The organism is Microbacterium sp. Y356 (assembly GCF_059445355.1).
In genome coordinates, this window is the sequence record NZ_JCAIUE010000005.1 from 103,317 (window position 1) to 127,938 (window position 24,622).

The 24,622-nt window shown below is 61.9% G+C and carries 25 protein-coding genes; 14 read left to right on the forward strand and 11 right to left on the reverse strand.

The annotated features are described in order from the left end of the window. Positions 1 to 19: 19 nt before the first annotated feature. Complete coding sequence (gene pyk / locus AC1C2Q_RS18800) at positions 20 to 1,468, forward strand: pyruvate kinase (RefSeq protein WP_495428958.1); 1,449 nt, start codon at positions 20 to 22, stop codon at positions 1,466 to 1,468. A gap of 122 nt (positions 1,469 to 1,590) precedes the next feature. Here pyk and AC1C2Q_RS18805 read toward each other — a convergent pair whose 3' ends face one another. The 4 genes from AC1C2Q_RS18805 to AC1C2Q_RS18820 all read right to left on the reverse strand — a co-directional run bounded on the left by AC1C2Q_RS18805 (position 1,591) and on the right by AC1C2Q_RS18820 (position 5,308). Further along, entirely contained in the window at positions 1,591 to 2,412 is an 822-nt protein-coding gene (locus AC1C2Q_RS18805) for a DUF1206 domain-containing protein (RefSeq protein WP_495451359.1), read from the reverse strand. 50 nt (positions 2,413 to 2,462) lie between these two features. Further along, positions 2,463 to 3,347, reverse strand: coding sequence for an SDR family oxidoreductase (locus tag AC1C2Q_RS18810; RefSeq protein ID WP_495451360.1), 885 nt, complete (start codon positions 3,345 to 3,347; stop codon positions 2,463 to 2,465). A gap of 99 nt (positions 3,348 to 3,446) precedes the next feature. Beyond that, on the reverse strand, positions 3,447 to 4,505 hold the full coding sequence (locus AC1C2Q_RS18815; RefSeq protein WP_495451361.1) for an FUSC family protein: 1,059 nt from the start codon (positions 4,503 to 4,505) through the stop codon (positions 3,447 to 3,449). A gap of 638 nt (positions 4,506 to 5,143) precedes the next feature. Then, positions 5,144 to 5,308 carry a hypothetical protein gene (locus tag AC1C2Q_RS18820; protein WP_495428967.1) on the reverse strand — a complete coding sequence of 55 codons (165 nt, stop codon included), beginning with the start codon at positions 5,306 to 5,308 and terminating at the stop codon, positions 5,144 to 5,146. Positions 5,309 to 5,559: 251 nt separating this feature from the next. On the opposite strand from AC1C2Q_RS18820, the gene AC1C2Q_RS18825 reads away from it, so the two are divergent. The 6 genes from AC1C2Q_RS18825 (at position 5,560) to surE (ending at position 11,223) form a co-directional block, all read left to right on the forward strand. After that, entirely contained in the window at positions 5,560 to 6,558 is a 999-nt protein-coding gene (locus tag AC1C2Q_RS18825; RefSeq protein WP_495451363.1) for a DNA topoisomerase IB, read from the forward strand. Positions 6,559 to 6,657: 99 nt separating this feature from the next. After that, the gene (locus tag AC1C2Q_RS18830; RefSeq protein WP_495451365.1) at positions 6,658 to 7,980 is read left to right on the forward strand and encodes an APC family permease; all 1,323 of its coding nucleotides are present in this window, start codon (positions 6,658 to 6,660) and stop codon (positions 7,978 to 7,980) included. Beyond that, positions 7,973 to 8,458 (forward strand): GNAT family N-acetyltransferase, encoded by a 486-nt coding sequence (locus tag AC1C2Q_RS18835; RefSeq protein ID WP_495451366.1) that lies wholly within the window; start codon positions 7,973 to 7,975, stop codon positions 8,456 to 8,458. The genes AC1C2Q_RS18830 and AC1C2Q_RS18835 overlap by 8 nt, the downstream gene beginning before the upstream one ends. 504 nt (positions 8,459 to 8,962) lie before the next feature. Then, complete coding sequence (locus tag AC1C2Q_RS18840; protein ID WP_495428971.1) at positions 8,963 to 9,280, forward strand: DUF7882 family protein; 318 nt, start codon at positions 8,963 to 8,965, stop codon at positions 9,278 to 9,280. Positions 9,281 to 9,409: 129 nt separating this feature from the next. After that, positions 9,410 to 10,408, forward strand: a complete 999-nt coding sequence (locus tag AC1C2Q_RS18845; RefSeq protein WP_495451367.1) for a PfkB family carbohydrate kinase — start codon at positions 9,410 to 9,412, stop codon at positions 10,406 to 10,408. After that, entirely contained in the window at positions 10,405 to 11,223 is an 819-nt protein-coding gene (gene surE, locus AC1C2Q_RS18850; protein ID WP_495451368.1) for a 5'/3'-nucleotidase SurE, read from the forward strand. Before AC1C2Q_RS18845 ends, surE begins: the two co-directional genes overlap by 4 nt. On the opposite strand, the gene AC1C2Q_RS18855 is transcribed toward surE, so the two are convergent. Next, complete coding sequence (locus AC1C2Q_RS18855) at positions 11,148 to 11,495, reverse strand: DUF7882 family protein (protein ID WP_495451369.1); 348 nt, start codon at positions 11,493 to 11,495, stop codon at positions 11,148 to 11,150. The genes surE and AC1C2Q_RS18855 overlap by 76 nt on opposite strands. Positions 11,496 to 11,700: 205 nt before the next feature. On the opposite strand from AC1C2Q_RS18855, the gene AC1C2Q_RS18860 reads away from it, so the two are divergent. The 5 genes from AC1C2Q_RS18860 to AC1C2Q_RS18880 all read left to right on the forward strand — a co-directional run bounded on the left by AC1C2Q_RS18860 (position 11,701) and on the right by AC1C2Q_RS18880 (position 17,459). After that, positions 11,701 to 12,492: an ABC transporter ATP-binding protein gene (locus AC1C2Q_RS18860; protein ID WP_495451370.1), complete on the forward strand. Its 792-nt coding sequence runs from the start codon at positions 11,701 to 11,703 to the stop codon at positions 12,490 to 12,492. Next, complete coding sequence (locus AC1C2Q_RS18865) at positions 12,486 to 14,990, forward strand: FtsX-like permease family protein (protein ID WP_495451371.1); 2,505 nt, start codon at positions 12,486 to 12,488, stop codon at positions 14,988 to 14,990. The genes AC1C2Q_RS18860 and AC1C2Q_RS18865 overlap by 7 nt, the downstream gene beginning before the upstream one ends. A 48-nt stretch (positions 14,991 to 15,038) precedes the next feature. After that, positions 15,039 to 15,662 carry an NADPH-dependent F420 reductase gene (locus tag AC1C2Q_RS18870; protein ID WP_495451372.1) on the forward strand — a complete coding sequence of 208 codons (624 nt, stop codon included), beginning with the start codon at positions 15,039 to 15,041 and terminating at the stop codon, positions 15,660 to 15,662. A 122-nt stretch (positions 15,663 to 15,784) separates the two neighbouring features. Then, positions 15,785 to 16,717: an SDR family oxidoreductase gene (locus AC1C2Q_RS18875; protein WP_495451373.1), complete on the forward strand. Its 933-nt coding sequence runs from the start codon at positions 15,785 to 15,787 to the stop codon at positions 16,715 to 16,717. A gap of 73 nt (positions 16,718 to 16,790) precedes the next feature. Further along, the gene (locus AC1C2Q_RS18880) at positions 16,791 to 17,459 is read left to right on the forward strand and encodes an NADPH-dependent F420 reductase (RefSeq protein WP_495451374.1); all 669 of its coding nucleotides are present in this window, start codon (positions 16,791 to 16,793) and stop codon (positions 17,457 to 17,459) included. 21 nt (positions 17,460 to 17,480) lie between these two features. On the opposite strand, the gene AC1C2Q_RS18885 is transcribed toward AC1C2Q_RS18880, so the two are convergent. Then, a complete protein-coding gene (locus AC1C2Q_RS18885; RefSeq protein WP_495451375.1) occupies positions 17,481 to 18,266 on the reverse strand; it encodes a DNA/RNA non-specific endonuclease in 786 nt (261 codons plus the stop codon). Between the two features lie 237 nt (positions 18,267 to 18,503). On the opposite strand from AC1C2Q_RS18885, the gene AC1C2Q_RS18890 reads away from it, so the two are divergent. Next, complete coding sequence (locus AC1C2Q_RS18890) at positions 18,504 to 19,589, forward strand: carboxylate-amine ligase (RefSeq protein ID WP_495451376.1); 1,086 nt, start codon at positions 18,504 to 18,506, stop codon at positions 19,587 to 19,589. Positions 19,590 to 19,699: 110 nt separating this feature from the next. Here AC1C2Q_RS18890 and AC1C2Q_RS18895 read toward each other — a convergent pair whose 3' ends face one another. The 5 genes from AC1C2Q_RS18895 to AC1C2Q_RS18915 all read right to left on the reverse strand — a co-directional run bounded on the left by AC1C2Q_RS18895 (position 19,700) and on the right by AC1C2Q_RS18915 (position 24,074). Then, positions 19,700 to 20,518 (reverse strand): TspO-related membrane protein, encoded by an 819-nt coding sequence (locus AC1C2Q_RS18895; RefSeq protein ID WP_495451377.1) that lies wholly within the window; start codon positions 20,516 to 20,518, stop codon positions 19,700 to 19,702. Between the two features lie 53 nt (positions 20,519 to 20,571). Continuing rightward, positions 20,572 to 21,351, reverse strand: a complete 780-nt coding sequence (locus tag AC1C2Q_RS18900) for a glycosyltransferase family A protein (RefSeq protein WP_495451386.1) — start codon at positions 21,349 to 21,351, stop codon at positions 20,572 to 20,574. Between the two features lie 73 nt (positions 21,352 to 21,424). Then, positions 21,425 to 21,880, reverse strand: a complete 456-nt coding sequence (locus AC1C2Q_RS18905; protein ID WP_495451378.1) for an SRPBCC family protein — start codon at positions 21,878 to 21,880, stop codon at positions 21,425 to 21,427. Positions 21,881 to 22,353: 473 nt separating this feature from the next. Continuing rightward, positions 22,354 to 23,115 (reverse strand): hypothetical protein, encoded by a 762-nt coding sequence (locus AC1C2Q_RS18910; protein ID WP_495451379.1) that lies wholly within the window; start codon positions 23,113 to 23,115, stop codon positions 22,354 to 22,356. Positions 23,116 to 23,756: 641 nt separating this feature from the next. Then, a complete protein-coding gene (locus AC1C2Q_RS18915) occupies positions 23,757 to 24,074 on the reverse strand; it encodes a hypothetical protein (RefSeq protein WP_495451380.1) in 318 nt (105 codons plus the stop codon). On the opposite strand from AC1C2Q_RS18915, the gene AC1C2Q_RS18920 reads away from it, so the two are divergent. Then, positions 24,073 to 24,366: a GNAT family N-acetyltransferase gene (locus AC1C2Q_RS18920; protein WP_495451381.1), complete on the forward strand. Its 294-nt coding sequence runs from the start codon at positions 24,073 to 24,075 to the stop codon at positions 24,364 to 24,366. The two genes, AC1C2Q_RS18915 and AC1C2Q_RS18920, sit on opposite strands and share 2 nt — an antisense overlap. Positions 24,367 to 24,622 lie beyond the last annotated feature (256 nt).

Below are 24,622 nucleotides of genomic sequence, written 5' to 3' on the forward strand. Positions count from 1 at the left end.
TCTTACCCTGGAGAATTAGTTGAGACGCGCGAAAATTGTCGCCACGCTGGGCCCGGCCACTTCGAGTTACGAGAACGTTCGAGCCATCATCGAAGCGGGAGTTGATGTCGCCCGGCTGAACCTCAGCCACGGTGACTACTCGGTCCATGACGCGAACTACGCAAACGTTCGCCGTGCAGCTGATGACGCAGGCAAGCCCGTTGCTGTGCTCGTCGACCTGCAGGGCCCGAAGATCCGCCTCGGCAAGTTCGAGGACGGCCCGTACGAGCTCGCCAAAGGTGACATCTTCAAGATCACCACGGAAGACATCATCGGAAACCGCGAGATCTGCGGCACAACCTTCAAGGGCCTGCCTCAGGATGTGAACCCGGGTGATTTCCTACTCATCGATGATGGCAAGGTCCGCGTCGAGGTCGTCGAGACCGACGGCACTGTCGTCACCACCCGTGTGATCGTCGCCGGCGCTGTGTCGAACAACAAGGGCATCAACCTGCCTGGCGTCGCAGTCAATGTCCCTGCGCTGAGCCAGAAGGACGAAGACGATCTCCGTTGGGGGCTGCGCATCGGCGCCGATCTCATCGCGCTGTCGTTCGTGCGTGACGCGTCGGATATCACTCGAGTGCACGAGATCATGGCGGAAGAGGGCGTCAAGGTCCCCGTCATTGCCAAGATCGAGAAGCCCCAGGCTGTCGAAGCGCTGGAAGGCATCGTCGACGCTTTCGACGCCATCATGGTCGCCCGTGGCGACCTCGGCGTCGAGCTGCCTCTGGAGGCGGTTCCGATCGTCCAGAAGCGCGCCGTTGAGCTTGCTCGCCAGAACGCCAAGCCGGTGATCGTGGCGACGCAGATGCTCGAATCGATGATCTCCAGCCCGGTGCCGACCCGTGCAGAGACCTCAGATGTCGCGAACGCCGTGCTCGATGGCGCCGATGCAGTGATGCTTTCCGGTGAGACGAGCGTGGGCGAGTACCCGGTCGTCGTCGTGGAGACGATGGCACGCATCATCGCGTCGACAGAGGAGCACGGTTTGGAGCGCATCGCGCCGCTCACGAACAAGCCACGCACTCAGGGAGGGGCAATCACCCTCGCGGCTCTTGAAGTTGCCGAGTTCGTCGATGCGAAGTTCCTCTGCGTATTCACCCAGTCCGGTGATTCTGCGCGGCGTCTGTCGCGGCTTCGCTCGCGCATTCCGATGCTCGCGTTCACGCCGGAGCCGGGCATCCTTCGTCGTATGGCGCTGACCTGGGGCATCCGCCCGTACCTGGTAGATGTCGTTGCGCACACCGACCTGATGTTCATGCAGGTGGATGAGCACCTGCTCAAGAACGGCCTGGCCAAGGAAGGGGACAAGGTCGTCGTGATTTCCGGTTCCCCTCCCGGAATCGTCGGCTCCACGAACGACATCCGCGTCCACAAGGTCGGGGATGCTGTGAACGGTGCAGCGCCGATCTACAAGGCTGGCGCCTGACAGTAGTCATTCGATGGGGCGGGGCTTCGGCTCCGCCCCATCGTCGTACCCCGCGGCGCGGCGATGGGTGCCGGGGAGAGACTGCCTGAGCCCCGATTGGCAACGCTCGCTGCGCGCGTTGGTTACAAACGGGCGAACCGCGCGCGAAAGAAGCAGAACACGCCGTATGCGACAAAGCCGACACCGACTAGCCCAACAAGAAGCGGGCCATAGGCGACGCTAAGAAGAGCTTGAATAGCCCCGTCGAGCCCACCTGCAGTGGATGCGTCAACTTTCGCCGCAGCAACGACCATGAGGAGTCCGACGATGGTCAGCGCTACGCCCTTAGCAATGAACCCGAATACTCCGAGCATCGTCACAACGGTGCCCACAGGATTCGACGGTATCGATAGCTTCTTCTTAAAACTGCGCAACGCGCCCATCACCACGAATGAAACGCCGCCGATGCCAATCCCCACACCGAGGAGGCCGAGTATGACCGGACCCCCTGGTAGCGACAGCACGCCTCGGCTGGCTGACTCCGCGGATTCCTCGCTGTTGACGCGTGCACCGAGCGCGACGGCACCGGCGACTATGCCCAGCACAATGAATATGAGCGACTGACCCCACTCTGAGATGCGGCGACCCCATTTCTTGGCTGAGCCCTTGGCATCGCCATCCGGATCCCGCGCGAGGACACCTTCGAGAGCGTGCCATATCCCGAGCGCGCACAGTGCGACTGCCAGCGCCCAGAGAGCGATAAACCCGAGCGGTGCTGACGCGATCGCCATGAATGCACCCGACTGATCGCTCTCGCCTTGTCCGCCGAAGGCGATGACAATGACGATGACACCGATCAGCAGGTGCACGACACCATTCGCGGCATAGCCAACACGCGCCAGAATACGCAAGGCGGTGCTTGACTCCGCCTTACGTGCAGCTCGCTTCGGTGCGGCAGTCCCCATGCGCTTAGGCTACCGTCGCGGCTGGCCAGACTCTAGGTTCGAACACTGCGTCATAGCGACTTCCCTCCGGTCACGGGCAGGACGGCACCTGATACGTAAGAGGATTCTGTCGACGCCAGGTATACATACGCGCCGGCCAACTCAGCGGGCTGGCCCGCTCTACCGAGCGGTGTATCGGAGCCGAAGTATCGCAATTTTTCGGCATCCCACCCTGTGGCAGGTATCAGCGGAGTCCAAATGGGTCCTGGAGCAACAGCGTTCACTCGGATGCCGCTGGCCCCCGCCTCCTCGGCGAGCGCTTTGACAAAGGCGACCTGCGCTGCCTTCGTCATGGCGTAGTCGATGAGACCTGGGGATGGAGCAGAGCTCTGTATAGAGGCGGTGACGATGATGCTTGATCCAGGCTCGAGGGCGGGAAACGCGGCACGCGCGGTGAACAGCAATGCGAGTAGGTTCGTGTCGAAGACTCGGCGGATATCCTCGGTACGAATGCTGGCGAACTCGGCGACGTCATGCTGATATCCCGCGTTGAGGACGAGAATATCCAAGCCGCCCAAGGCCGCTCGCGTATCTCGCACCACGTCCGTAGCAAACTCTTCGTTGCGTAGGTCTCCTGCAATGCTCACGCCGGTGCGCTCTGCTTCTCGTACCAGCTGAAGCGTCTCGTCAGCATCCGCTTGTTCTTCCGGCATGTGTGCAATGGCGACGTCTGCGCCTTCCCGAGCGAACGCAATTGCCACGGCGCGACCGATACCCGAGTCTCCGCCGGTGATCAGGGCACGTCGCCCGTTGAGACGCCCATGCCCCTCGTAGCTGGATTCTCCGTGGTCGGGAATGGGGCGCATCTGCGCCGTCTGGCCGGGCTGATCTTGCGACTGTTCCGGGAACTCGCTGTCGTAGTGCGCGTGCCGGGGATCGGTGAGGTGATCAGTCATGTACTCGCCCTTCTTGTCGTGTGAACTCGATGCCACGCCACCGTCTCTCGGGGCACATGCATGGCCAAGGGGGTTGACAGCAGGTGTCAGTTTGAACTTCTATTCAGTCAGCATCAGGATGCGGCGGAGATGCATCGCGGTCAGCACGCCAGGACCCATCACCCTGCGAGCGTTCAGCGTTTCGCTGTTGACGGTTTCAAGGAGTAGCCGGACAGCACGCGCAGCTTCCGCGCGCGCGCGATGCCTCTCGCTGGACGCCTCTTGGGGTGGCGCGATGGTGTCTGCAACGGCGAGGCATGCGGATGTCAGTGGATCGACCAGGGCGGGATCCAATGTCAGACCGCCCGGACGATCCCAGATGGTCTCTGCGAGGCAGTCGGAGATGTCGCGGATATGGTGCGCGATTCTGTCGAGCGTGTTGAGTCTTTCGTGGGTTTCTGACGAGTCTTTGCGCCCTTTCCACGCGCGCAGATTGACGCGGCGGCTGTCATCGGCTTCGTTGAGAGCGCGCTGCACGCTTTGTGCTGTTTCAGCGAGCGAATCTGCATCACGCGCCCATTCGTCATGTGCAGGTGGCCAGGATTCAGTGACTGCGTGTCCGATGTCTCGCAGGTGTGAAGCGAGTTGCTGCTGGAAGGCGTCGACGCGCGCGGTCGCATAGGCGGTGAGCGGGGCCGGAGCGATGAGCAGGTTGACCGCCAGTCCGATTACGACGCCGAGAACCATTTGGGTGAGGTATCCGAGCGAGTACGCATCTGCGTTCTGCCCACCGATGATCAGCACGAACAGCGCAGCGATTGGTATGTACTCTTGCCCGGATCCGAACCAGCCTGTACCGGACACGAGGACGCCGAGGCCAACGACAATGGGGATCGACCACCAGGTTGGTCCGACGGTGACGATTATGAGCGCTGCGAGCGCGATGCCAGTCACGAGGCCGAGAAGAGTCTGCAGGCTGGATCGCACCGAGCCCATCAGCGTCGGATACATGCTGATGAGCGCGCCGAGCGGCGCGTAGTACGGGTAGTCATCGGTGACACCCGGCAGGTGGGGTGCAATCATCCACGCCAGACCGACCGCGAGTGCCGTCTTCGCGACGAACAATAATCGGGCGGGAAGTACGGCTTCCTTTAGCGAACGAACGATACTTTCACTCAAAGTTGGCCAGGTCTCTTCGCATTCTCAGTTGCAGGGGTCTGACGAGCATAGGTTCGAGGTTCCAGACTCACGACTGCCTTGACGTCGGCCTCTCTGAGCGCTAGCAGTCGTGAGAGCCGTGCATAGCGTCCGTCGCACTCGTGCTAGCTCGCCACTGGTGCGGTGTCAATGGGCATCACAATGGCTCGCCTGCTTGAGAGGGTGTCAGCTACGAAGCCCCCACGAGCGAAGGAGAAATAGGTGTCAGATCCACAGGCCACATCGGATGAGGACCGACCGGTTCCGCCCGAAGGAGAGCACGAACCGTCGACCGAAGATTTGCAAGAACCAAGCACGGAGAAAGAGCTAGAAGAAGAGCCAAAGGCACCGGAGAACAAAAATGATCCGGAGCCGAGCCATGAGGCGGTGGGAATCGGCATAATCGGTCGGCCTCAGACAGAGGCTGACGAGACGTCATAACGTTGAGGTAGCCGTCTCCCCGCATCAGCCCGCGAGGTGAATCGCGTTCCCATAGACGCATCCCTGTGTAGTGAGCGCCGCCGCCCATGTCCTCCTCCGCCCCGGGGAAAAGGACATGGGCAACCGCACGGACGTTCACACCGTTCGATGTCTTGTTCCGCTAAGAATGCGGCGTCGAGTCAGGTGCGGTTGCGTCCGCCGATGACGCGGAAGAGGAATGCGATGAGTGCGATCACAGCGACGATCAGGGCAACCCAGAGCAGCCAGTTGAGCGCGGTGTTAAGTCCACCAACAATTGCTAAGACAACCGCGATGACGATGATGATGATCAGAGTGGTATTCATGCTGTTTCTCCTTCTGAAAGCCGAGAGCGACGATGGCCGATCTCGGTACTGCATTAAGCCTGTCAGCACTTATGCAAGTAATCGCGGGGGTTGACGGCGTAGTTGGACGGTGCTATTGGTCTTCCTAGACAAGATGGAGAAACCCATGCCTGGAACACGTGGCGGAAACAGCCTCAAGGACCCGGAGCTCTATGAGGAGCTTCGCAATGACGCCGAATCGACGCTCCACGACCACTGAGAGGACGTGTTCTGTGTCGCGGCTCGTGCGGGCGAACCCTGAAGTTGACCCAGGGGTGCGGCGAGTGCGTGCGGGGAAGGGATTCCGATACCTCGATGCAAACGGCAACCTCGCCGCGAAGTCGGTCCGACGACGCATCCGTGATCTGGTGATTCCACCAGCATGGACGGACGTCTGGATCGCGGCCGACCCGATGGCTCACATCCAGGCGGTCGGAACGGATGCCGTTGGGCGTAGACAGTACATGTACCACACGCGCTGGCGTCAACGTCAGGACCGTAACAAGTTCGCCCGCGCGCTTGCACTGGCCGAAGTACTCCCGCACGCACGGGCGCGGGTCACAATGGCATTGCGCCGCGACGGAATGAGCCGGGAACGGGCATTGGCGGTGGCGTTTCGGCTGTTGGACCAAGCAGCGCCACGCGTCGGGTCCAACCGGTATCTTTCCCGACATGGCAGCCGGGGTCTCACGACACTACGACGGCGGGACTCGTCCGTTGCAGGTGCCGTGGTGACCCTCTCATTTCTGGGAAAGAGCGGAAAACGTGCGCACCTGGAGATCGACGACAGCGAACTTGCCGCGGCCATCTCCCAGCTCAGCGAAGGGCGACCCGGATCTCCACTGCTCTGGTATCAGCGCGGAAGACGAAAAGTGCCGCTCACCGCGTCCGAGGTCAACCGGCACATCCGTACGCTCACGGACGGGGCATTTACAGCCAAAGATTTTCGCACATTACGCGGCACGACACTTGCGGCTGACGCACTCGCCCGCATCGGGGCAGTTGATACCGCGCGCGAGCGCCGACATGCCGAAAGGCTCGCTGTCGCTGCGACGGCCAACGCGCTCGGCAATACGCCGGCCGTAGCGCGTGGAAGCTACATAGATCCTCGCGTTTTCCAGAGATACGCGAAGGGCGAGCTTCTCGACCTCACCGCAAGTCCGGAGACCGCGATTCGACGGTTGCTCGACACGGGGCTCGCTAGCCAGCGTCGCAAAGGCGGCATTCGATAGCGCACCCGGTGGGCGACGGATCACCGGCGGCATCATCATAAGGGCGGGGCGATTGTCAAGGGATAGGGCTGTTTGCACGTTCGGCGATATTTTTGGGCAATGACCACAGAAACTGAGTCGCCGTCCCGGCTGCGTCGCGCGATCACAGGACCAATGCTGTTCGCTTTCATCTTGGGCGACGTCCTGGGCGCTGGAATCTATGCGCTCATGGGTGTGCTGTCCGAGCAAGTAGGCGGCATGCTCTGGGCACCGCTCCTTCTGGCCCTGCTACTCGCCCTACTCACGGCGGGATCGTACGCCGAACTTGTCACCAAGTACCCACGAGCCGGAGGTGCGGCCGTCTTCGCCGAGCGCGCGTTTCGGAGCCGCATTGTCTCCTTCCTCATCGGCTTCAGCATGCTCGCCGCCGGAGTGGTGAGTGCAGCAGGTCTCGCAATTGCGTTCGCCGGGGACTACCTCCAGACCTTCGTCCCGATGCCGCCGACTCTCGCAGCGATGATCTTTCTCGTCGTTGTCGCCGCGCTCAACGCACGTGGCATCCGCGAGTCGATGGGCGCGAACCTTGTGATGACGGCAATCGAACTGAGCGGCCTAGTGATTGTCATCGTGGTCGTCAGTGTGTTTGTCGCCGGTGGCGGAGGTGATATCTCGCGGGTGGGTGAAACGCCAGAAGGCACAGGCGTGGGTGTCGCGGTGCTGGGGGGCGCGATCATCGCCTATTACTCGTTTGTTGGCTTCGAGACCTCCGCGAACGTCATCGAGGAGGTCAAGAATCCTTCTAGAACTTATCCGAAAGCATTGTTCGCAGCGCTTCTCACCGCGGGCGTGGTCTACGTGCTGGTGGGGCTCGCGAGCGCGGCGGCACTACCTTCCAGCGAGCTTCAGGAATCCAGCGGTCCGCTTCTCGCAGTCGTGGAGGCTACCGGCATCGGAGTACCGTCGTGGTTGTTCAGCCTCATCGCGCTCATTGCTGTCGCCAATGGTGCGTTACTCACCATGATCATGGCGAGTCGGCTGGCATACGGAATGGCAGAGCAGGGTCTTCTGCCAGACGCACTCGCACTGGTGCTCCCACGTCGAAAGACACCGTGGGTCGCGATCCTCGCCACAACCGTCGTAGCCATGCTGTTGACGCTGGTAGGCGATCTGACGACCTTGGCCGAAACTGTGGTGCTCCTCCTATTGTTCGTGTTCCTCAGCGCCAATGTGTCCGTCCTCGTCCTGCGCCGGGACCCTGTCGAGCACAAGCACTTCCGGGTGTGGACATTCGTGCCAGTCCTCGGGATAGCGTCCTGCATCCTGCTCCTGACGCAGCAGCGGGGGATAGTTTGGCTCTTCGGAGCCGCACTTCTGATCGTTGGCATAGGCCTCTACGCGCTCGCCCAATTGGGCCGACGTCGAAAGAGCGCGAACGGTGAGTAACTCGGAGATCGTGCTTTCGCGGGTGTCGCCAGAGGATGCCGGAGAGATACTCACGATCCAGCGCGCGGCATTCGTCTCAGAGGCACTAATCTATGGCACCGCCGATATGCCTCCGCTGACGCAGACCCTGGAGCAGTTGCGTGCCGAGCTCGAAGTCGCGAACGGCTGGGTGGCGCGCAAAGGTGCGCGCCTCGTTGGCGCGATTCGAGTTTCGGAAACCGATGACTTGCTGCTCGTCGGACGTATAGCCATCGCCCCCGATATGCAAGGTGCTGGGATCGGCCGAGCCCTGCTCGATGCCGCTGAACGTGACTCCCACGCGCCGGAGGCCGAACTATTTACCGGAAGCCTGAGTGAGGCGAACGTGCGACTGTACGAGGAATGCGGCTACCGCGTTACGGAGCGGGTCGACCAGGGTGATGGCACTGCTCAGATCTTCATGCGCAAAACCATTGGCTCCTCACAACGCGGCGCGTAGCAAGGCCTCATGCTGCCGGTGGAAAGTGCGGAATCTCCTGAGGCCTGACAGATCGAGATACTTGTCCCTCTGCCATCGCTGCATCCAGATCGGCTAGGAGCTCCTCCATGTTGCGGTAGCGGGACCGGGTCGGACATGGACTCCGCAACCAGAGCACGTCAAGTGAGCCGGTCTCGCTACGGTCCATGTAGGCGACAAGGCGTGAGGGGTCCGTCGGTTCGTGCGCACCGTCGCAGATACGCCAGGCGTTTTCTCCCAACGGGAGGACTTCCCAGGTCGTCGCGCTCGGACTGCGCGGGGATACAAGCGTCATAATGGCTTTTCCCCCGTGACGCTAGTCGTCTGGGTGGGGTTCATTGTCATTCTTATCGCCTCATTGAGTTCGTGTGAATGACACACTCGTCTATTCGCAGGCAATAGCCAAGGGGGTTGACAGCATGGATCGGCTGATCGCGACGATGCATCCGGTCTGAGTAATCCGAAAAAACCCGATACCTTTCACACATGGGCAGTATTCATTACGGCGGACTTGGTGAACCGATCCACATCGACGATCGTGCGTTAACGCACCTAAAGAAGGTGATCTCGACGAAGCTGCGTCGACAGGAGAGCTTTACGCTTTCTTGGGTGCACTCCGACGGAGATACGGAAGGACGTTCGACAATTTGGATCCACCCCTCGATTCCATTGCGGTTTGAGTTCGACGGCAGGGTAGCGCCGCAGTTGAACACGCAATGGATTGAGAGATTGATGAACACTGCGAACTCGACGGGTGGCATCATGCTTGTCGACGAGATGATCGACACCCCTGAATTGCTCTGAACTGGAGTATCACACCGGGCGGAAGCGCTTCGTTGATGTGAGGTCTATCTACTGGTCCCTTCGCTGTCAACGGGGGCAGGTTCTCCACTGCGGAATGCGACACTGGCATTCCGACGGAGAGGAATGGCCATGAGTGACGTGACGATCTTCGCGCCGTCCCCAACCCTCACCGTCACTGTCGAGGATCACCCTCAGGGTGCCGAGATCCATGTTCACGCCGGAGGGCAGGGGGTTTGGCAGGCACGGATGCTCAGGCGACTGCAGGTGTCTGTGACGATGTGCTGTGTGCTCACCGGCGAGATCGGCATGGCGTTGCAACATCTCCTCGAGGATGAAGGCATCACCGTGGTCTCGGTCGGAAGACAGGGACGAGGATCCGCGTATGTGCATGACCGGCGAGACGGAAAGCGTCTCATTGTCGCGGAAGAAGAGGGCGATCCGATTGGGCGGCACGAACTCGACGACCTGTACGGTGCGGTTCTGAACAGCAGCGCCCAAAGTCGGGTTGTCATCCTGAGCGGTCCGGCGGGGAGCACGACAGTTCCTGCTGACATGTACCGCCGCCTCGCGATCGATCTTCGCCGGGACGGATGCACTGTTATTGCCGACTTGGCAGGAGAACGGCTTCAGGCAGTTGTGGATGGCGGTGTCGATGTGCTGAAGGTCAGCCACGAAGAACTGCGAGCAGATGGCCTCATCGAGGAGGTATCCGTACACTCCCTCGCCAGGGCGATGCACACGCTTCATGAACAGGGCGCGCGCGCAGTCATCGTGACCCGCTCCTCTGAACCACTGCTGCTACTCGACGATGAGGGGCTCATCGATGTGTCGCTACCGCGTTTCGAAGAGAAGGAGACTCGCGGGGCCGGAGACTCGCTGACCGCAGGCGTTGCGGCAGGAATCGTCCGAGGAGAAAGCATCCGCGAGGCCATCGGTCTAGGCGCGGCCGCCGGAGCCCTCAACGTCACACGCCATGGGCTGGGCACCGGTGACGCTGAGTCCATCATCCGTCTGCGTGACCGGGTCAGCGTCCGTGAGCTCGCCGATGGCGGCGACGCATCGACCGATGGGAGTCGCGTGAGCCCGGACGGGCTTGCCGCATTGACCGACGTGGAGGACGCGCCATGACCCGCGTGCTCGTGACCAACGATGACGGTCTTGATGCGCCCGGCCTCCAGTCACTCGCTCGCGCTGCGCGTGGTGCAGGACTCGACGTCACTATCGCCGCTCCTGCGACGCAATCCAGCGGCTCAAGCGCGTCGATTATGGCCACAGAATCGGACGGACGTATTGCCGTCGAACGACATTCGTTCCCCGAGATGGCAGACACACCGGCGTTCGCTGTACACGGCGGGCCCGGGCTCATCGCCCTTATCGCGGCGCGCGGTGCATTCGGCGAGGCCCCGGACATTGTGCTTTCCGGGGTCAATCATGGTGCAAACGTGGGACGCGCGATCCTGCACTCCGGTACGGTCGGGGCTGCGCTGACCGGTGCGCTCAACGGTGCATGGGCGCTCGCTGTCTCGCTGGACGTCGGCATGCGTCCCGATTCCTACCATTGGGATGCCGCATCCGACGCCGTCGTAACGCTGCTGCCCACGCTCACGTCGCATCCACGTGGGACCACATTTAACGTCAACGTGCCGAATAGCCCTCACAATCGAGGCATTCGTGAGGCGTCCCTGGCTCCGTTCGGCATCGTACAGATGGCGCTGACAAAAAGCGCCGACCGCTATGTCCGTCTAGCCGTCGAAGAACTCCCGCACGTCGCAGAAGACGGCAGTGATGCCGCGCTCCTGCACGCGGGATGGGTGACAGTGACAGGAATAGATTCCATCACGGAGGTGGCTCTATACCTGGGCGCCGATCAACGCGCAGAAGGGGCAAATTCCTCGCCCGTCGCCGGCTCGCCTCCAGCCTCGGCAGGTTCGGGAACGAGGTAAAGGCCAGTCGGTGCGTTGGCAGTGAATGCCAGCGCATCAACCCACGCGCGATTGATGGACGGCTGGCGACCGCCGTAGTACTTGTAGACGAGTGAGCTACCGGGATGGACCCAGATTGTGGTCCGCCCGCCACCGACACTCGCATCCTCGCGCCAGCTGAACGCGAACGGCTCGCCCCGGCGAAGCTTGGCGCTGATAACGAGTTGCAGATGAGTGAGCGCCCGATCCTCAATCTCGACCTTGACGCCACCATCGTAAATGAGCTTTCCCATTGCGTGTTGACTCCTCTATGTCCTGCTCGGTCGACCGAGCATGTTCCGCCGCGTGCTGCTCTCAAGAATATCGGTGTTGTGGGAATCGCCATTGCCTGGAATACGTGAGGCACCCCTCCGGTTCAACTAATAAGCGGAGGGGTGCCTCACTTTGGGCAACGCCCGCACGGCTAGCTGATCCATACACAACAAGGGAACACACGTCATGACCAACATCGGCACCTTCGGCTCGGGCAAGGCTCAGGCGTCCACACGATCGACTACTGCGGCGGGTCAAGCCGTGCGGCTTGAGGCGGTCGTTAAGCAATACGGCACCGGCCCATCGGCAGTGAGAGCTCTGCGGGGCATCGATCTCTCCCTGGAGCGGGGAACGTTCACCGCCGTCATGGGGCCGTCCGGTTCGGGAAAGAGCACATTTCTGCACACGGCGGCCGGACTCGACACTCCGACGAGTGGCTCCGTCTGGATCGGCGACACCGACATCTCACGGATGCGGGCTAACAAGCTCGCGAAGTTCCGGCGTAAGCATGTCGGGTTCGTCTTCCAGGCCTACAACCTGCTTCCGGCCCTGACAGTCGAGCAGAACGTGACGCTGCCATTGCTTCTGGCAGGCACGCGCGTGGAAAGTGATTGGCTCGACCGCATCATCCGCTCGGTCGGTCTGGAGGATCTTCGACAGCGACGACCAGCAGAGCTGTCCGGCGGCCAGCAACAACGGGTTGCGATTGCGCGTGCGTTGATCACGCGCCCGGATGCTGTCTTCGCCGACGAGCCGACGGGCGCGCTGGACTCGCGAACCGGCAGACAGGTGCTCGAGTTGCTTGGGCAGATGACACGCGAGCTGAACCAGACCGTCATCATGGTGACCCACGACCCCGCGGTCGCATCCCGCGCCGATCGCGTCATCTTTCTTGCCGACGGCGCATTCGTCGGATACGAGGACGGCGCAACTACACAACAGATCGTCGATCGCATGACTGAATTGGGGAAATGGTGAACACCCTCATCCGGGCGGGAATCCGTCAGAACAAGGGCACGCTCATGGGCGTTTTCGTGGCGGTCCTTACCGCGACCATGCTCGCTACCGGGCTCGGTGTTCTGATCGAGTCCGGCTCACGCGGCGGGGTCGACCCCGAACGTTACGCCGCCGCCGACGTCATCGTGGGCGGAAATCAGTCGTTTGAGACCCCGGAGAATGCAACATACTCGCTTCCCGAGCGCGTGCCGCTTCCCGCCGATGGGCAGGGAGCAATTCGAACGCTTCCGGATACGGCGAGCGTCATCACGGACACGACCGTTCCACTGTCCTGGGACGGTTCGCTGATCGAAGCCCACGGCTGGAGTTCTGCGGCTCTCACTCCGTATGAGATCAGCGACGGGCACGCCCCTCGTGCAGCGAACGAGATAGTCGTTGACAGCAACCTGGCGTCGCGCACGGAACTTGGCGAGACCATCGCGCTCGCCCACGGCGGCGTTGACGGTGAGTATCGCGTCGTCGGGATCGCCGCCGCCACTTCGGGCGTTCAACCCACTCGTGCCGAGCACGTGTTCCTGACGGATGCTGCGGCATCCGCTATGGCGCCGCACGGCGGTGCGGCCGACGTCGTCGGAGTAATCGCGCGCGACGGAGTGTCGCCGAGCGATCTGGCGGATGAGATTCGCGCGCAGCTGCCTGACGCTGTCACATATACGGGGTACGAGCGCGGCGCCGCCGAGTTTCTTGACGCCGGTGCCGCCCGAGGAACACTTGTAGCGATCGGATCGTCGTTCGCCGGCACGGCCATCCTGATCGCTCTGTTTGTTGTCGCAAGTACGCTGTCGCTGTCTATCCAGCGGCGTCGGCGAGACTTCGCGTTGATGCGAGCCATCGGGTCGACACCCCTGCAGATCCATCGAATCGTCGCACAGGAAGTGCTCCTGGTCGCAGGCGCCGGCGCACTCATCGGAGTGATTCCCGGTTTCCTACTGGCCGTCGTGATGCGATTTGGCTTCGCACAGGCCGGGGTGATTCCGCAGGACTTCGCGCTCACGTTCGGCCCGATTCCGGCGCTCATCGCCGTCGTGGTCATGGTCGCGGCGTCGCAACTCGCTGCCGCGGTCGCTGCGCGGCGACCCGCGCGCATCAACCCGATCGAAGCATTGCAGGAGGCATCTACCACGCCGTCTCGTGTGGGGCGTGGTCGCACGATCACTGGCGTACTGCTCGGGGTCATCGGCCTGCTCGCGTCGGCCATTCCGCTGTTCGTCCCCGGTACGATCGCGGTCGCGGGGCCGGCCGCAGCCGCTATATTCCTCATCGTTGCCGTCGGCCTGCTCGGGCCACTCCTGGTGCGCGGCGCCATCACAGTATTCGGCGGGCCGCTACGGCACGTGAAATCGCCTTCAGCGTTCCTCGCAGCAACGAATGCGCGCAGCAACTCGCGTCGACTGGCTGCAGCGATCGTTCCGCTGGCTCTCGGTATCGGCCTCGGCCTCGTACAGGTCGGGACGCAGTCGATTGTCGCAGCCGAAGCAACTACACAGTCGCAGGCCGGGGTGACAGCCGACCTGATGGTTACGGGCGGAGCATCCGGACTCTCCGCGGACGCCGTAGCATCCATAGCCCAGACGTCGGGCGTCAGCGTGGCGAACCCGGTGGCACTGAGCCAGATAATCTACAGCTTCGTCCAACTCGGCGATCCAACATCCGACCAGTACCCGGTGCAGGGGATCGATCCCGCAGCAACGGCCGCAACAATGGACTTGGGCGTAGTGGCGGGCACACTCGATTCTTTGAGCGCTGCGCAAACTGTCGCGTTGAGTTCTGACGCGGCACAAGCGGCGGGCGTGGGCATCGGCGACACAATCAGCGGGCATCTCGGCGACGGAACGGAAGACACCTCGACCGTGGTTGCTATCTACACCCGAGGATTGGGCTTCGGCGATGTGACGATGGCGAATCCTGCGCTGCTCGCTCACACGACGACCGGCCTCAGTAACTATGTGCTCGTGGGCACGGATCCGGGGCAGCAGGCGCACGCGCAGGAGGCACTGGATGCGGCCGGCTTTACCGTGGTCAATCGCAGCGAGCTGCGCGCGGCAGGCGACAGCGCACGCTCTGCGAACTCGCTCGTCAACCTGATCGCGCTGGCCGTGATCCTCGGCTACATCGCCATCGCCGTGGTGAACACGCTGGTGATGGCAACGGGAGAGCGTCGGCGTGAGTTCGCGCTGATGCAGTTGGTCGGATCCACGCGCAGGCAGGTGCGGGCCATGATGCGCACCGAGTCCATGATGGTCGTGGTGCTCGCCGCAGTGCTCGGAGTACTGGTGGCCGCACCCCCGTTGATCGGGATCAGTTTCGGCATTTCGGGTCAGCTACTGCCGAGTATCTCGCCGATCGAGAGCGCGGCGATCGTCGGCTCTTTGAGCGTCATCGGCCTGATCTCGCTCGCTGTTGCGACGCGGGCTGCGATGCGCAGCGCGCCGATTACCGAGATCGGATCGCGCCAGTAGCGTCTGCCGTGACCGTGCGAAACCATTAGAGAAAGAGAGTACTCGTCCATGAGCAGCATCAGTTTCATCGGTCTCGGGGGTATGGCCCGCGCGATAGCGGGTCGCGCGGTTGCAGGCGGCAACGCGGTCGAGCTCATCGCCCGCGATGCGGGCAAAGCCAGGCGACTGGCCGCGAAGCTCGGCGGCGGGGCCACGGCTGGGGCGATCGGCGCCGTCCCTGCTGGCGATATCGTCGTCCTCGCCGTGCCATATATGAACGCCGTGCAGGTCATCGCCCATTACGGAGATGCACTGGATGGCAAGGTCATCATTGACATCACCAACACCTTTAACGCCGACGCCACCGGGCTGGTCACACCGGCCGGCACATCCGGTGCGCAGGAGATTGCCAAGGCGGTTCCGGCGAGCGCGCACGTCGTGAAGGCGTTCAACACTGTCTTCGGTCACGTCCTTGCCCAAGGGACCGCGTTGGACGTGTTCTTCGCCGGAGATGATGCGGAGGCCAAGGCCAGTGTTTCGGCGTTCATCGAGAGTCTCGGCCTGCGTCCGCTCGATGTCGGCGGCCTGGAGATGGCCCGCTGGCTGGAAGCGGTCGGGCCGTTGATGATGGGCCTGGCCCGCCACGGCGTGGGGAACTTCAACCTCTCTCTCGGCGTCAACTTCTCTGACTGAGCATCGGTGAGCTCACTCGCTCACCCGTCAAATACACGACCCTATCCATCGGTGTCAGCACTCTTATCTGGGAGTACGCGCACCACCATCCGTTTGCCACATCAATCACAAGGAGCACCCTCATGCGCGTTTTCGTCACCGGCGGGACCGGCCATTCCGGTTCTTACATCATTCCCGAGCTTGTCGCCGCCGGGCACGAGGTCACCGGCCTGGCCCGGTCCGATATCGCTGCGGCGGTGCTGTCCGGGTTCGGCGCAAACGTGCGCCGCGGCGATCTCCAGGACCTGGACGGGCTCAAGGAGGCAGCCGCCAACTCCGACGGCGTCATTCACGTCGCACACAGGCAAGACCTGCTTCCGTTGGGCGGGATGGACGCGGTGGCTGCCGCTGAGGTCCCGATCATGCTCGCCTACGGCGAGGCCCTTGCAGGAACCGGAAAGCCGCTGGTGGGGGCGGGGAGCATCGGCTCACCCGGGCAGCTGGGCAGGCCAGCCACAGAGGACGACCCGGCGCTTCCCGTCCGCAATGACCACAGCGGCACCCTCCGGGCCCGCAACGTTGTGGAGGCCTCCATCATCGGCCTCGCCGATCGGGGAGTGCGGTCTTCGGTCGTGCGGATCGCCAACATCGCGCACAGCACGACCGATGCCGGGTTCCTCCCCATGCTGTTCGCGCTAGCGAAGGAGAAGGGTTTCTCCGGCTACGTCGGAGACGGCTCGAACCTGTGGAATGCTGTGCATGCCCGAGACGTCGCGTCCTTGTTCCGCCTGGCGCTGGAAAAGGGGGCGGCAGGCAAGTACTGGCACGCGGTTGAGGATGGGGGAATCCCGTTCCGCGAAATCGCCGAGGCCATTGGTAGTCGTCTGGGCCTGCCCACGGTGAGCGTTCCCGCAGACGAATTGATGGTCCCGGCACACTTCGGGTTCCTCGCGAACATCGTCACGAAGAGCTACCCGGCATCCAATCTCATCACCCGCCGATTGCTCGGCTGGGAGCCCGCCCAGCCCAGACTGCTCGACGACATGGACAACGGCCACTACTCTCGCGCAAGCTGAGGCCCGGGAGCCTGGATCGCAACGGATCCGACAAATGGCGAGAATATGGCTCTTTTGGAAGGACGCCAAGAATATGACAACTGTGGGAATTATCGGAAGCGGATACATCGGCAGTACGATCGCGCGCCTCGCCGCCGATGCCGGGCATCAGGTGGTGCTCAGCAACTCGCGCGGTCCCGAAACTCTGCTGGACACGGTCGCGGAACTGGGGCCGCAGGCATCCGCGGCAACGAGCGCGGAGGCCGCCGCGGCAGGTGACATTGTGGTGGTCTCGGTGCCGGTCAACGCATTTTCTCACTTGCCCGCCGCGTCACTGGCGGGAAAGACGGTCATCGACACGACCAACTACGGCCCTGAGCGTGACGGGCACATCCTCGAGCTGGACGGCCCATCGCTCACCTCGACCGAGCTACTGCAGCGGTACATCCCGGGCGCCGTGCTCGTGAAGGCGTTCAACAACATCTCCTTCACTCACCTACTGTCGCTCGCGCGCCGGGCAGATGCGGCCGACCGCTCTTACCTGCCGGTCGCTAGCGACTCTGCGCCGGCGAAGGCGGCCGTGACCGAATTCATCGACTCCATTGGGTACAGCGTGGTGGACGCAGGCCCGCTGGCCGAAAGCTGGCGGCAGGCGACGGGCACGCCGGTGTGGGGGACCCCCTACGCATCGTCCTCTGACGTGAACGGCCAGCCGGTTGATGAACACGCGATCCGCGCGGCACTGGCCGCCGCAACGCGCTAGGGCACCTGTGCTTGCGTGCTTTCAGAGGACGATCTCGCGAGCTGTCTCTAGGGCTTTCCATGTTCGAGTGCGCACGGTTTGTTCGGGAAGTACGTCTGCGTCTGCCAGAGGCCCGAGGTCGATGCCGGTGATGTCGGCGATAGCCACGACCGGAACCTGAAAAGTGCGGAACGCCGCCAATGGTGGCGCCGCCCGTAGTTCGTCACGGATGATAATGAGCTCGGATTGATCGAGAAGGAACCCTGCCGCTTGGAGACCATTTGGCCCCTGCCAAGCGGCGATCTTCCAAAAGTGACGAGGGATTTGGATACCGCGATAGGCCGGATCGTCGTCCTGGAGTACCGGGGCAGTGAAGACAGAAAGGCGTTGGTCGGTTGCCTCTGCGTAGGCGAGGACGTGGTCTTCGAGGCCGAGCCACAGTTCTTTTGACTGATTGAATCCGGCCGCTTGAGGCGCAGCATTCGGGTAGAAGAAGGTTGCCTCTGTCGCTTCGCGTGCTTCGTCGGCGGTTCCCCAGCCGGGGTCGCGTCTGCGCACCAGATGCCCACGGTCGAGCTCATTTCGCGCATAGACATCGGGACCGGTTTGTTCGTCATCGTCGACTCGGGAGTCGAGGCGCCAATCGCCCGTGCGGGGTACTTCGCGCAGGGTCGCACCGTCGATGTTCACGGCTGTGACTGCGGCGAGCTTGCGCTCCACATCCAGCAGCACGGAAAACCGCGGGTAGGGGAGCGTTCGCACATCGCGTGCGGGGTGGGGGAGAGGGAGCGGCGTCGTCAGGAACTCAGGGTTGTATCCGTCTGCCATGTCACCCATCCTGGTGGATTTGGCGAGGCGTGAATAGGCCGGCAGAGGAATGCTCCAAAGATGGTCAACCATGCGTTGTGGCCCTATCCGCGTGGACGCCAATCGGAGGCGAACTCCTGAATTGTCAACCCCCTCGCACGCGCAAACGGAAAGCGTCAGTCTTTGCGTGAAACAAGGGAGCGCGATGCCTAATACGTGGTTCGTGAGATCAAGGGCAGGCTCGTGCGAGGTCCTCACATGCTGAACACCTTCGGGATTGAAGAGGAGTTCATCCTCGTGCACTCACAGACACTTGCGCCCGTCGATCTTGCCAGCGAAGCTGTCGTTGAGCTCGGGGCGCTCCCGCACCGTGGCGAGGTCACGAACGAGTTCTTGTCGTCTCAAGTCGAATACGCCACCAACGTGTGCCAGAGCCTCGATGAAGCAAGAGACGAGCTACATGGTTTTCGCGTCGAGTTGAAAGCATGGGCTAAAAAGCATGATCTGATCGCAATCGGCAGTGGAACGCCATATGAAACTCCGCAGGAGCTGCCAAAGTTTCCGTCAGAACGTTATGAGCGCATCGCGCACGATGTTGGAATGCTTGCTGGGGAACATCTGGTCAATGGGATGCATGTGCATGTCGGGGTGTCCAGCGGGGACGAGGGCGTGCAAGTGGTCAACGGCCTTCGTCCGTGGCTCCCGATCCTGGTTGCGCTATCTTCGAACTCACCTTTCTGGGCTGGCGAGGATACGGGGCACCACAGTTGGCGATCAATTCAGATGCGCCGCTGGACGACTTTTGGGACGCCCCCGTTCATTCATGACTTCGAAGAATATGAGTCACTGTGTACGCGGTTGCTGGGCATCGGTGCAACGACCGAATACAGCAGCAACGGTTGGGGTGTCAGGCTTTCTGCTCGTTTCCCCACGGTGGAGATCCGTATCTGTGACACTCAACTGGACACCGCATCGGCGCTGGCCATGGCATCAATACTGAGGGCTCTCGCCCATGCATCCGCTGATTCGTCGCGCCGGCCGACGCCGGTGCGCACGCATGTACTTGATTCCGAGCTATGGCACGCGTCAAGATATGGAATCACGAACGGCGTTTACGACCCTCTGACAGATGCGCACACCGGGTTTGCGTCCACGCTCTCGTCATTACGGCGCGTGATCGCGCCGTATATCCGAGTGCAGGGCGCTGACGGTTGCGTGGATGAGTTTCTTAGTCGGATCGCGATTGAGGGGACAGGAGCGGGGAGGCAACGTACCGCTCGCCGCACAGGACGGGGGAGCCTCTCAGCTCTGTATGAGAACTCCCTCGCGTCGACCGGGTCATGAGCGCGACTCAAACTTCCCATGATCAGCCCTTGGCGGACGCATGGATCACGCCATCATCACAACTTTGGATCGAGCGATGCAGAACTGTGCCCGCTCATCGGACCGGCGATTCATGACGCATACGCCCGTTGAGCGAGGATCCGTCGGACAACCGCAGTGACGATAACCACACCCGCAGCAACCACGGCGACTACTCCCACCAACTGTGATTCTGGTTCGTCGCTCAGACGAGCGACCGCAAGCCAGCCCAACCCCCATGCCAGGGCGATTGCTGGGGTCAGGCGTCCGCGACTGAATACTGCGGTGGCGACACCGAGCAGCCCGGCAACAGCAACAATCGCCACACCCCAGGCGTCGGGTTCTATTTCGAAGCCGCGGAACCCCAAGTCGGTTAGCCATGCGGCCACGTTCGCTGCAGTCGCGATTGTCACCCACCCCAAGTACAACCCGATCGTGCCATCAAGAACGACGGACTCGACGATGGCTGCGGCCTTGGAAGAGGCATTCCGTGGCGTACGTTGCAACAGGTGAAATGTGACGCCCAGAACGGCAAGGAGGACAACGATGACAAGTACGGACAGTCCGACTTGGCCAAACTGCACGACTCCGATCCATGCGGCATTGAGCAGCATAGACAGCGCGATGAGATAACCGACTCGACGATGCACTGCTCGCGCACCCTGGCTGGGGAACAACTGCCACACGGCATACGCAATGAGCCCGAGATAGATGGCCGACCAAATGCTGAACGCGGGACCAGCTGGAGCGATCAGCGTCGAATCAGAAGCCAGCGCACCGCCTGCGGCATCTTGAATTGGTGTACCGCCCAGTGCACCGGAACCGAGGAAGGCACCGGAAATAGCCACGAGAGCAAGAACAAAGACGGTGACTTGCCTAACGCGGTCAGAGGTCTGAGGTGACGTTGCCATGTTCGCACCCTACGCGAACGATACTCATCATGACAGGGCACGCAGGGATGATGTTATCGAGGGAATCTCCGTCGGATCGAGCGCACCGGGGCGCCGCGCACGACCAGTCGCCACCACCTCCAAGGCGGGAAGTCACGTGGCCAATGCATCACGACTGTGCGGAAGCCGCGATTCATACGGCGGCGGAATGATCGTGCACTGCGGAACGGTCGCATCGAGATGCCCATCGCCTCGCCACGCAGACGACCGACTCGATGATGCTCCCCGATGTGGAACGCCAAGTCGAGGTCATCGTGCACTTCCGGATCGTGACGATGCACTCCCGAGCTGATCTGTTGCCAGGCTTCTCTGCGCATGGCGAAGTTCGACCCGAACACCGGACGATGCCCCAATGCCGGCGCCGTGGCCAGCGCATATGCGACGAGATAGAGTCGCGCCAAACCCGCACGAATCAAGAGAGGCCCGTCGATAAAACGTGCACCTCCGGTGAATGCCGCCACGTCAGGGTGATCGATGAATGCCTCTTCGACATTCGCAATCCACGATGGCGGCGCCACACAATCAGCGTCGAGCCGAAGTATGAGGTCGCCGGTCGCCCGGTCATAACCGAGAGAACTCGCTGCAGGGATGCCCGGTTCCGAGCATCCAATGACCGTTGCACCCGCCTCCGATGCGGCGTGAGCCGACCCGTCCGATGATCCGTTGTCCACCACGATGATCTCGTCGGCGGGTCGCGTTTGCGAGCAAAGGGCCGTTAGGCATCTTGCTAGCTCGTCGCGGTCGTCCTTCACTGGAATGACAATGGTGACAGTGAGGCGGCTCACGCCGTTCATCGACGTTCCCTTCTTCTTCACCGGCTCTGGCGGCTGGGAAGAAGAAGGGAACGTTTCATCGGCGAGGTCTACGTCAGGCGTCGACGTCCTCACGCCACGCACCCGTTTCATGCCCGCGGCTCTCGATGAACTCCTTGAAGTTCTTTAGATCCTTCTTCACAACATGCGAACCAGCGCCCACCAGCGAACCCACCTTTTCGAGCAGCCCTTCGGGCTCCCAGTCGATCTGCACGGTTACGCGCGTAGAAGATTCGGTGAGCTTGTGAAATGTGACCGCTCCCGCGTGATGAGTGTCGCCACCGGTGCTCGTCCAGGCGACGCGCTCGTCCGGATGCTGTTCCGTGATCTCCGCGTCGAACTCGCGCTCGGTGCCGGCGACGTTGACCTTCCAGTGCGTGTGCGTGTCGTCGGACTGCGTCAAGGAGACCACTTCATCGAGAAACTCAGGGAAACTCTCGAACTGCGTCCACTGGTTGTAAGCGACGTTGACAGGGACGTCAACGTCGATGGTTTCGATAATCTGCACCATGGCATGCTCCTCGCTGATCGATTGGTTGAGGTTCCATTCGAACGCGAAGCGTGCGCACCTACACAGGGGGTTGACCGCTCGCGCTTCACATGATTAGCGGTTCGGTCGCTGAAGAGGCCCCGTATCCGCTCCGAACGTCCAAAGAACGGCAAAGCACCTTGGCCGCGAGTCAACGGTCCTGACTACGATTCGTGTGCCGGCGGTGGGACTCGAAACCACCATTGCACCCTACTTAAAGTCGCGGCGGCAGCGTTGGCGGATGGATGGGGCGAGTACACCAGAGCGAAATCATCTGTCGTGTCCGAGATCCTCGCGAACGACTCGTGCGACCGAACCTGCTGAGAACTGAACGTCTCGAAACGCGTGGGTTTTGCGACAGTCAGGTTACGAGACACAACTCCGTCCACGGGCCCTTTCGTATGGCGAGTCTGGGCTGATGTGGTTGAGAGGATGCGCCCGGAAGTGGATCCGGGCTACGACGGAGCGATGGCTGCGAACACGTCGACTCGCACGGGTAGTCCCTTACAAGCGTCGACGAGCCCAGGAGTCATATACAGGACGTGCTGCAATATCGCATCAACGGTGCCGCCCGTGCTGAGGGAGGGCGCAGCACCGGCGCGTGCGAGCATGCTTGCGATCTCGACGAACTTCTCAGATCCGATCTCAGCCGGTGCCGCCTCGCCGACACCGGGAGACCATGAGGCAACTGCAGCAGAGTCGACGTTCTTAACGATCGCTTGGGTGATCACGTTTCCTGTCCAGATCCCTTCAACACGCACAAGACCGGTCATCGCTTCGCCTCTGGACGGTTCTGCGGGTTCGATGGGTATGTCGCCTCCGGTTGTCCGGTACGGCCAGCGGTGCGGCTCCCACGGGAACGCTGCCCAAAGAACGAGCCCTCCGCGCACGTCTCGCTCCAGGTGCCCGAATGCGGTGACTCGAGCACCTGTGTGGACGAATAGTTGCTGGGCAAGATGCTCACGGAAGTCGGAGAGCTCGGCCCGGAGCAGTTGGATCTGCTCGGGTGTGAAGCGGCGAATCTGCATATCGAGCACAGCTGATGCCTGGAGTTCAGTGAACTGGAACGCATCAGCCACGGCCTTGACGGCACTTGTGTGATCGCCTGATACTGCGGCGCATACCTCGAGCAGCTTCACAGGGTTTTCGGCAACGACCAACAAGGCCTCCACGATCTGTATGCGCTGGGTGAGATTCTCGCGATCCACATCGTTCATGCTCGGACTCTACCCCGTGAACGAACCGGCTCCCGGTCGAATAGATCTACCTCGCTGTCTCGCAACCCATGGGTTCTGAGACACAGAGGTTACGAGACACTCGGCAGCAGACCAAGCGCTACTCGCAGCAGACCTCGACTGTCGATAGCCTGGCTCCATGGGTGTCGTTCTTGTCGTGATCGCGATCGTCGCAGTCGCGTTCATCGGAGCTGGCGCTGTGGGCTGGTTGCCACCGAATCGCCTTGCAGGATTGCGAACGAAAGTTCAGTAGCTTCGCCCCAGGCTTGGGTCACGAGCCACAAGGTCGCACTCTCCGTTATGGGACCGGGAGCTGTTGTTGTCATCGCTATCGTCGCGTGGAGCATGTTCTCTGAAGAACCGATGTCCACGGTCCTCGTCGGGATCGCTACAGCGCTTCTGCTTCTCACAGTTATCGCTGCTTTGATCGTGGGCGATCGGGCCGCGCGGAGACGACTAGAGGGTTGAGGTCCGCCGTTGGTATCGAGTTCGCCATTGCCGAGAAGACCCACCGCTGCTGGGTCTGGGGCAATGCTGTACAGCTGGTGGGGTGAGCGCGCTGTCCGACGCTGACGCCTTCGGCGCGGGGCGATCCGCAGAGTCCGTTATGTAGGCGAGGGCGCTTATTGAGCGCTGGCGTTGTGTGCGGCTGACTGGTTCGCGATTTTCCGGTTGTGAATCGTGATGACAATCAACGCGGCGACGGGGCCAGCCAGGACGACGATGAAAGGCCAATACCAGGCACTCGTGCTGAGCAGAAGGGCACCGAGAACAAGAAGACTTGCGCCGGTCACGCGCAATACGACAGTGCCGGCGGGGATGATCTGGGCGTTTCGATAGAACGGGACTCTCGTCGTCGCGTTGGCACGCAAGGTCATTCCGAGCGCCGAGTGGAAAATGATGAGGCCGATCACGGCTGTGAGTCCGTTGAGCAGGATCATGTTCTCGAGACTATCAAGGCCACCAACAGGACTCTCCTTTGGCAGAACAGGTTCCGAACCCGAGTTCGGATTCGAGATTCGCCATCGGTTTCAGAGCCAGGGCAACGGCAGTGCCCTAGCGGCCGCCGTCGTTGCCGAAGCGCACCGTGCAGGTTTCGCCAGAGTTTGGGCTACCGTGCGGCCCCGAAACTTGACATCACTGCGCGCTCTCGACACGGTTGGATTCGTCCGCGACAGGATAGACGCCGACGACCGCGGCGACCTCGTCTACCTACGCCACGAGATCGCTTGAGCCGGCGTTGGACCGTATCCGGGCCGGGCAATACGCCGGTCACGATTACGCCCGGTCGCCAGTCGGTTTACACGCGCTGCAGCGGCGCCGGTCATTGCCTAGCGCGGGATCTTCGGGAGAGCGAGCGGCGACGATGTGACGCGGCGCCCAGGTTGCGGCCTGTGTCGAAACCTATGGGTGGCGAGTTCAAGCGGTGAGCGCAACGCCCTGAGTTCTGCGGGGTGTTCTCGATGGTTCGACCATTGTCGCCGTTGGG

Excerpts from the sequence above, each read along its gene's own strand:
- AC1C2Q_RS18805 (WP_495451359.1), bottom strand. The coding sequence starts at position 2,412 with ATGGGGACTGCCGCACCGAAGCGAGCTGCACGTAAGGCGGAGTCAAGC.
- AC1C2Q_RS18810 (WP_495451360.1), bottom strand. The coding sequence starts at position 3,347 with ATGACTGATCACCTCACCGATCCCCGGCACGCGCACTACGACAGCGAG.
- AC1C2Q_RS18820 (WP_495428967.1), bottom strand. The coding sequence starts at position 5,308 with ATGAATACCACTCTGATCATCATCATCGTCATCGCGGTTGTCTTAGCA.
- AC1C2Q_RS18830 (WP_495451365.1), top strand. The coding sequence starts at position 6,658 with ATGACCACAGAAACTGAGTCGCCGTCCCGGCTGCGTCGCGCGATCACA.
- AC1C2Q_RS18840 (WP_495428971.1), top strand. The coding sequence starts at position 8,963 with ATGGGCAGTATTCATTACGGCGGACTTGGTGAACCGATCCACATCGAC.
- AC1C2Q_RS18845 (WP_495451367.1), top strand. The coding sequence starts at position 9,410 with ATGAGTGACGTGACGATCTTCGCGCCGTCCCCAACCCTCACCGTCACT.
- surE (WP_495451368.1), top strand. The coding sequence starts at position 10,405 with ATGACCCGCGTGCTCGTGACCAACGATGACGGTCTTGATGCGCCCGGC.
- AC1C2Q_RS18855 (WP_495451369.1), bottom strand. The coding sequence starts at position 11,495 with ATGGGAAAGCTCATTTACGATGGTGGCGTCAAGGTCGAGATTGAGGAT.
- AC1C2Q_RS18860 (WP_495451370.1), top strand. The coding sequence starts at position 11,701 with ATGACCAACATCGGCACCTTCGGCTCGGGCAAGGCTCAGGCGTCCACA.
- AC1C2Q_RS18865 (WP_495451371.1), top strand. The coding sequence starts at position 12,486 with ATGGTGAACACCCTCATCCGGGCGGGAATCCGTCAGAACAAGGGCACG.
- AC1C2Q_RS18870 (WP_495451372.1), top strand. The coding sequence starts at position 15,039 with ATGAGCAGCATCAGTTTCATCGGTCTCGGGGGTATGGCCCGCGCGATA.
- AC1C2Q_RS18875 (WP_495451373.1), top strand. The coding sequence starts at position 15,785 with ATGCGCGTTTTCGTCACCGGCGGGACCGGCCATTCCGGTTCTTACATC.
- AC1C2Q_RS18880 (WP_495451374.1), top strand. The coding sequence starts at position 16,791 with ATGACAACTGTGGGAATTATCGGAAGCGGATACATCGGCAGTACGATC.
- AC1C2Q_RS18885 (WP_495451375.1), bottom strand. The coding sequence starts at position 18,266 with ATGGCAGACGGATACAACCCTGAGTTCCTGACGACGCCGCTCCCTCTC.
- AC1C2Q_RS18890 (WP_495451376.1), top strand. The coding sequence starts at position 18,504 with ATGCTGAACACCTTCGGGATTGAAGAGGAGTTCATCCTCGTGCACTCA.
- AC1C2Q_RS18895 (WP_495451377.1), bottom strand. The coding sequence starts at position 20,518 with ATGGCAACGTCACCTCAGACCTCTGACCGCGTTAGGCAAGTCACCGTC.
- AC1C2Q_RS18900 (WP_495451386.1), bottom strand. The coding sequence starts at position 21,351 with ATGAACGGCGTGAGCCGCCTCACTGTCACCATTGTCATTCCAGTGAAG.
- AC1C2Q_RS18905 (WP_495451378.1), bottom strand. The coding sequence starts at position 21,880 with ATGGTGCAGATTATCGAAACCATCGACGTTGACGTCCCTGTCAACGTC.
- AC1C2Q_RS18910 (WP_495451379.1), bottom strand. The coding sequence starts at position 23,115 with ATGAACGATGTGGATCGCGAGAATCTCACCCAGCGCATACAGATCGTG.
- AC1C2Q_RS18920 (WP_495451381.1), top strand. The coding sequence starts at position 24,073 with ATGTTCTCGAGACTATCAAGGCCACCAACAGGACTCTCCTTTGGCAGA.
- AC1C2Q_RS18915 (WP_495451380.1), bottom strand. The coding sequence starts at position 24,074 with ATGATCCTGCTCAACGGACTCACAGCCGTGATCGGCCTCATCATTTTC.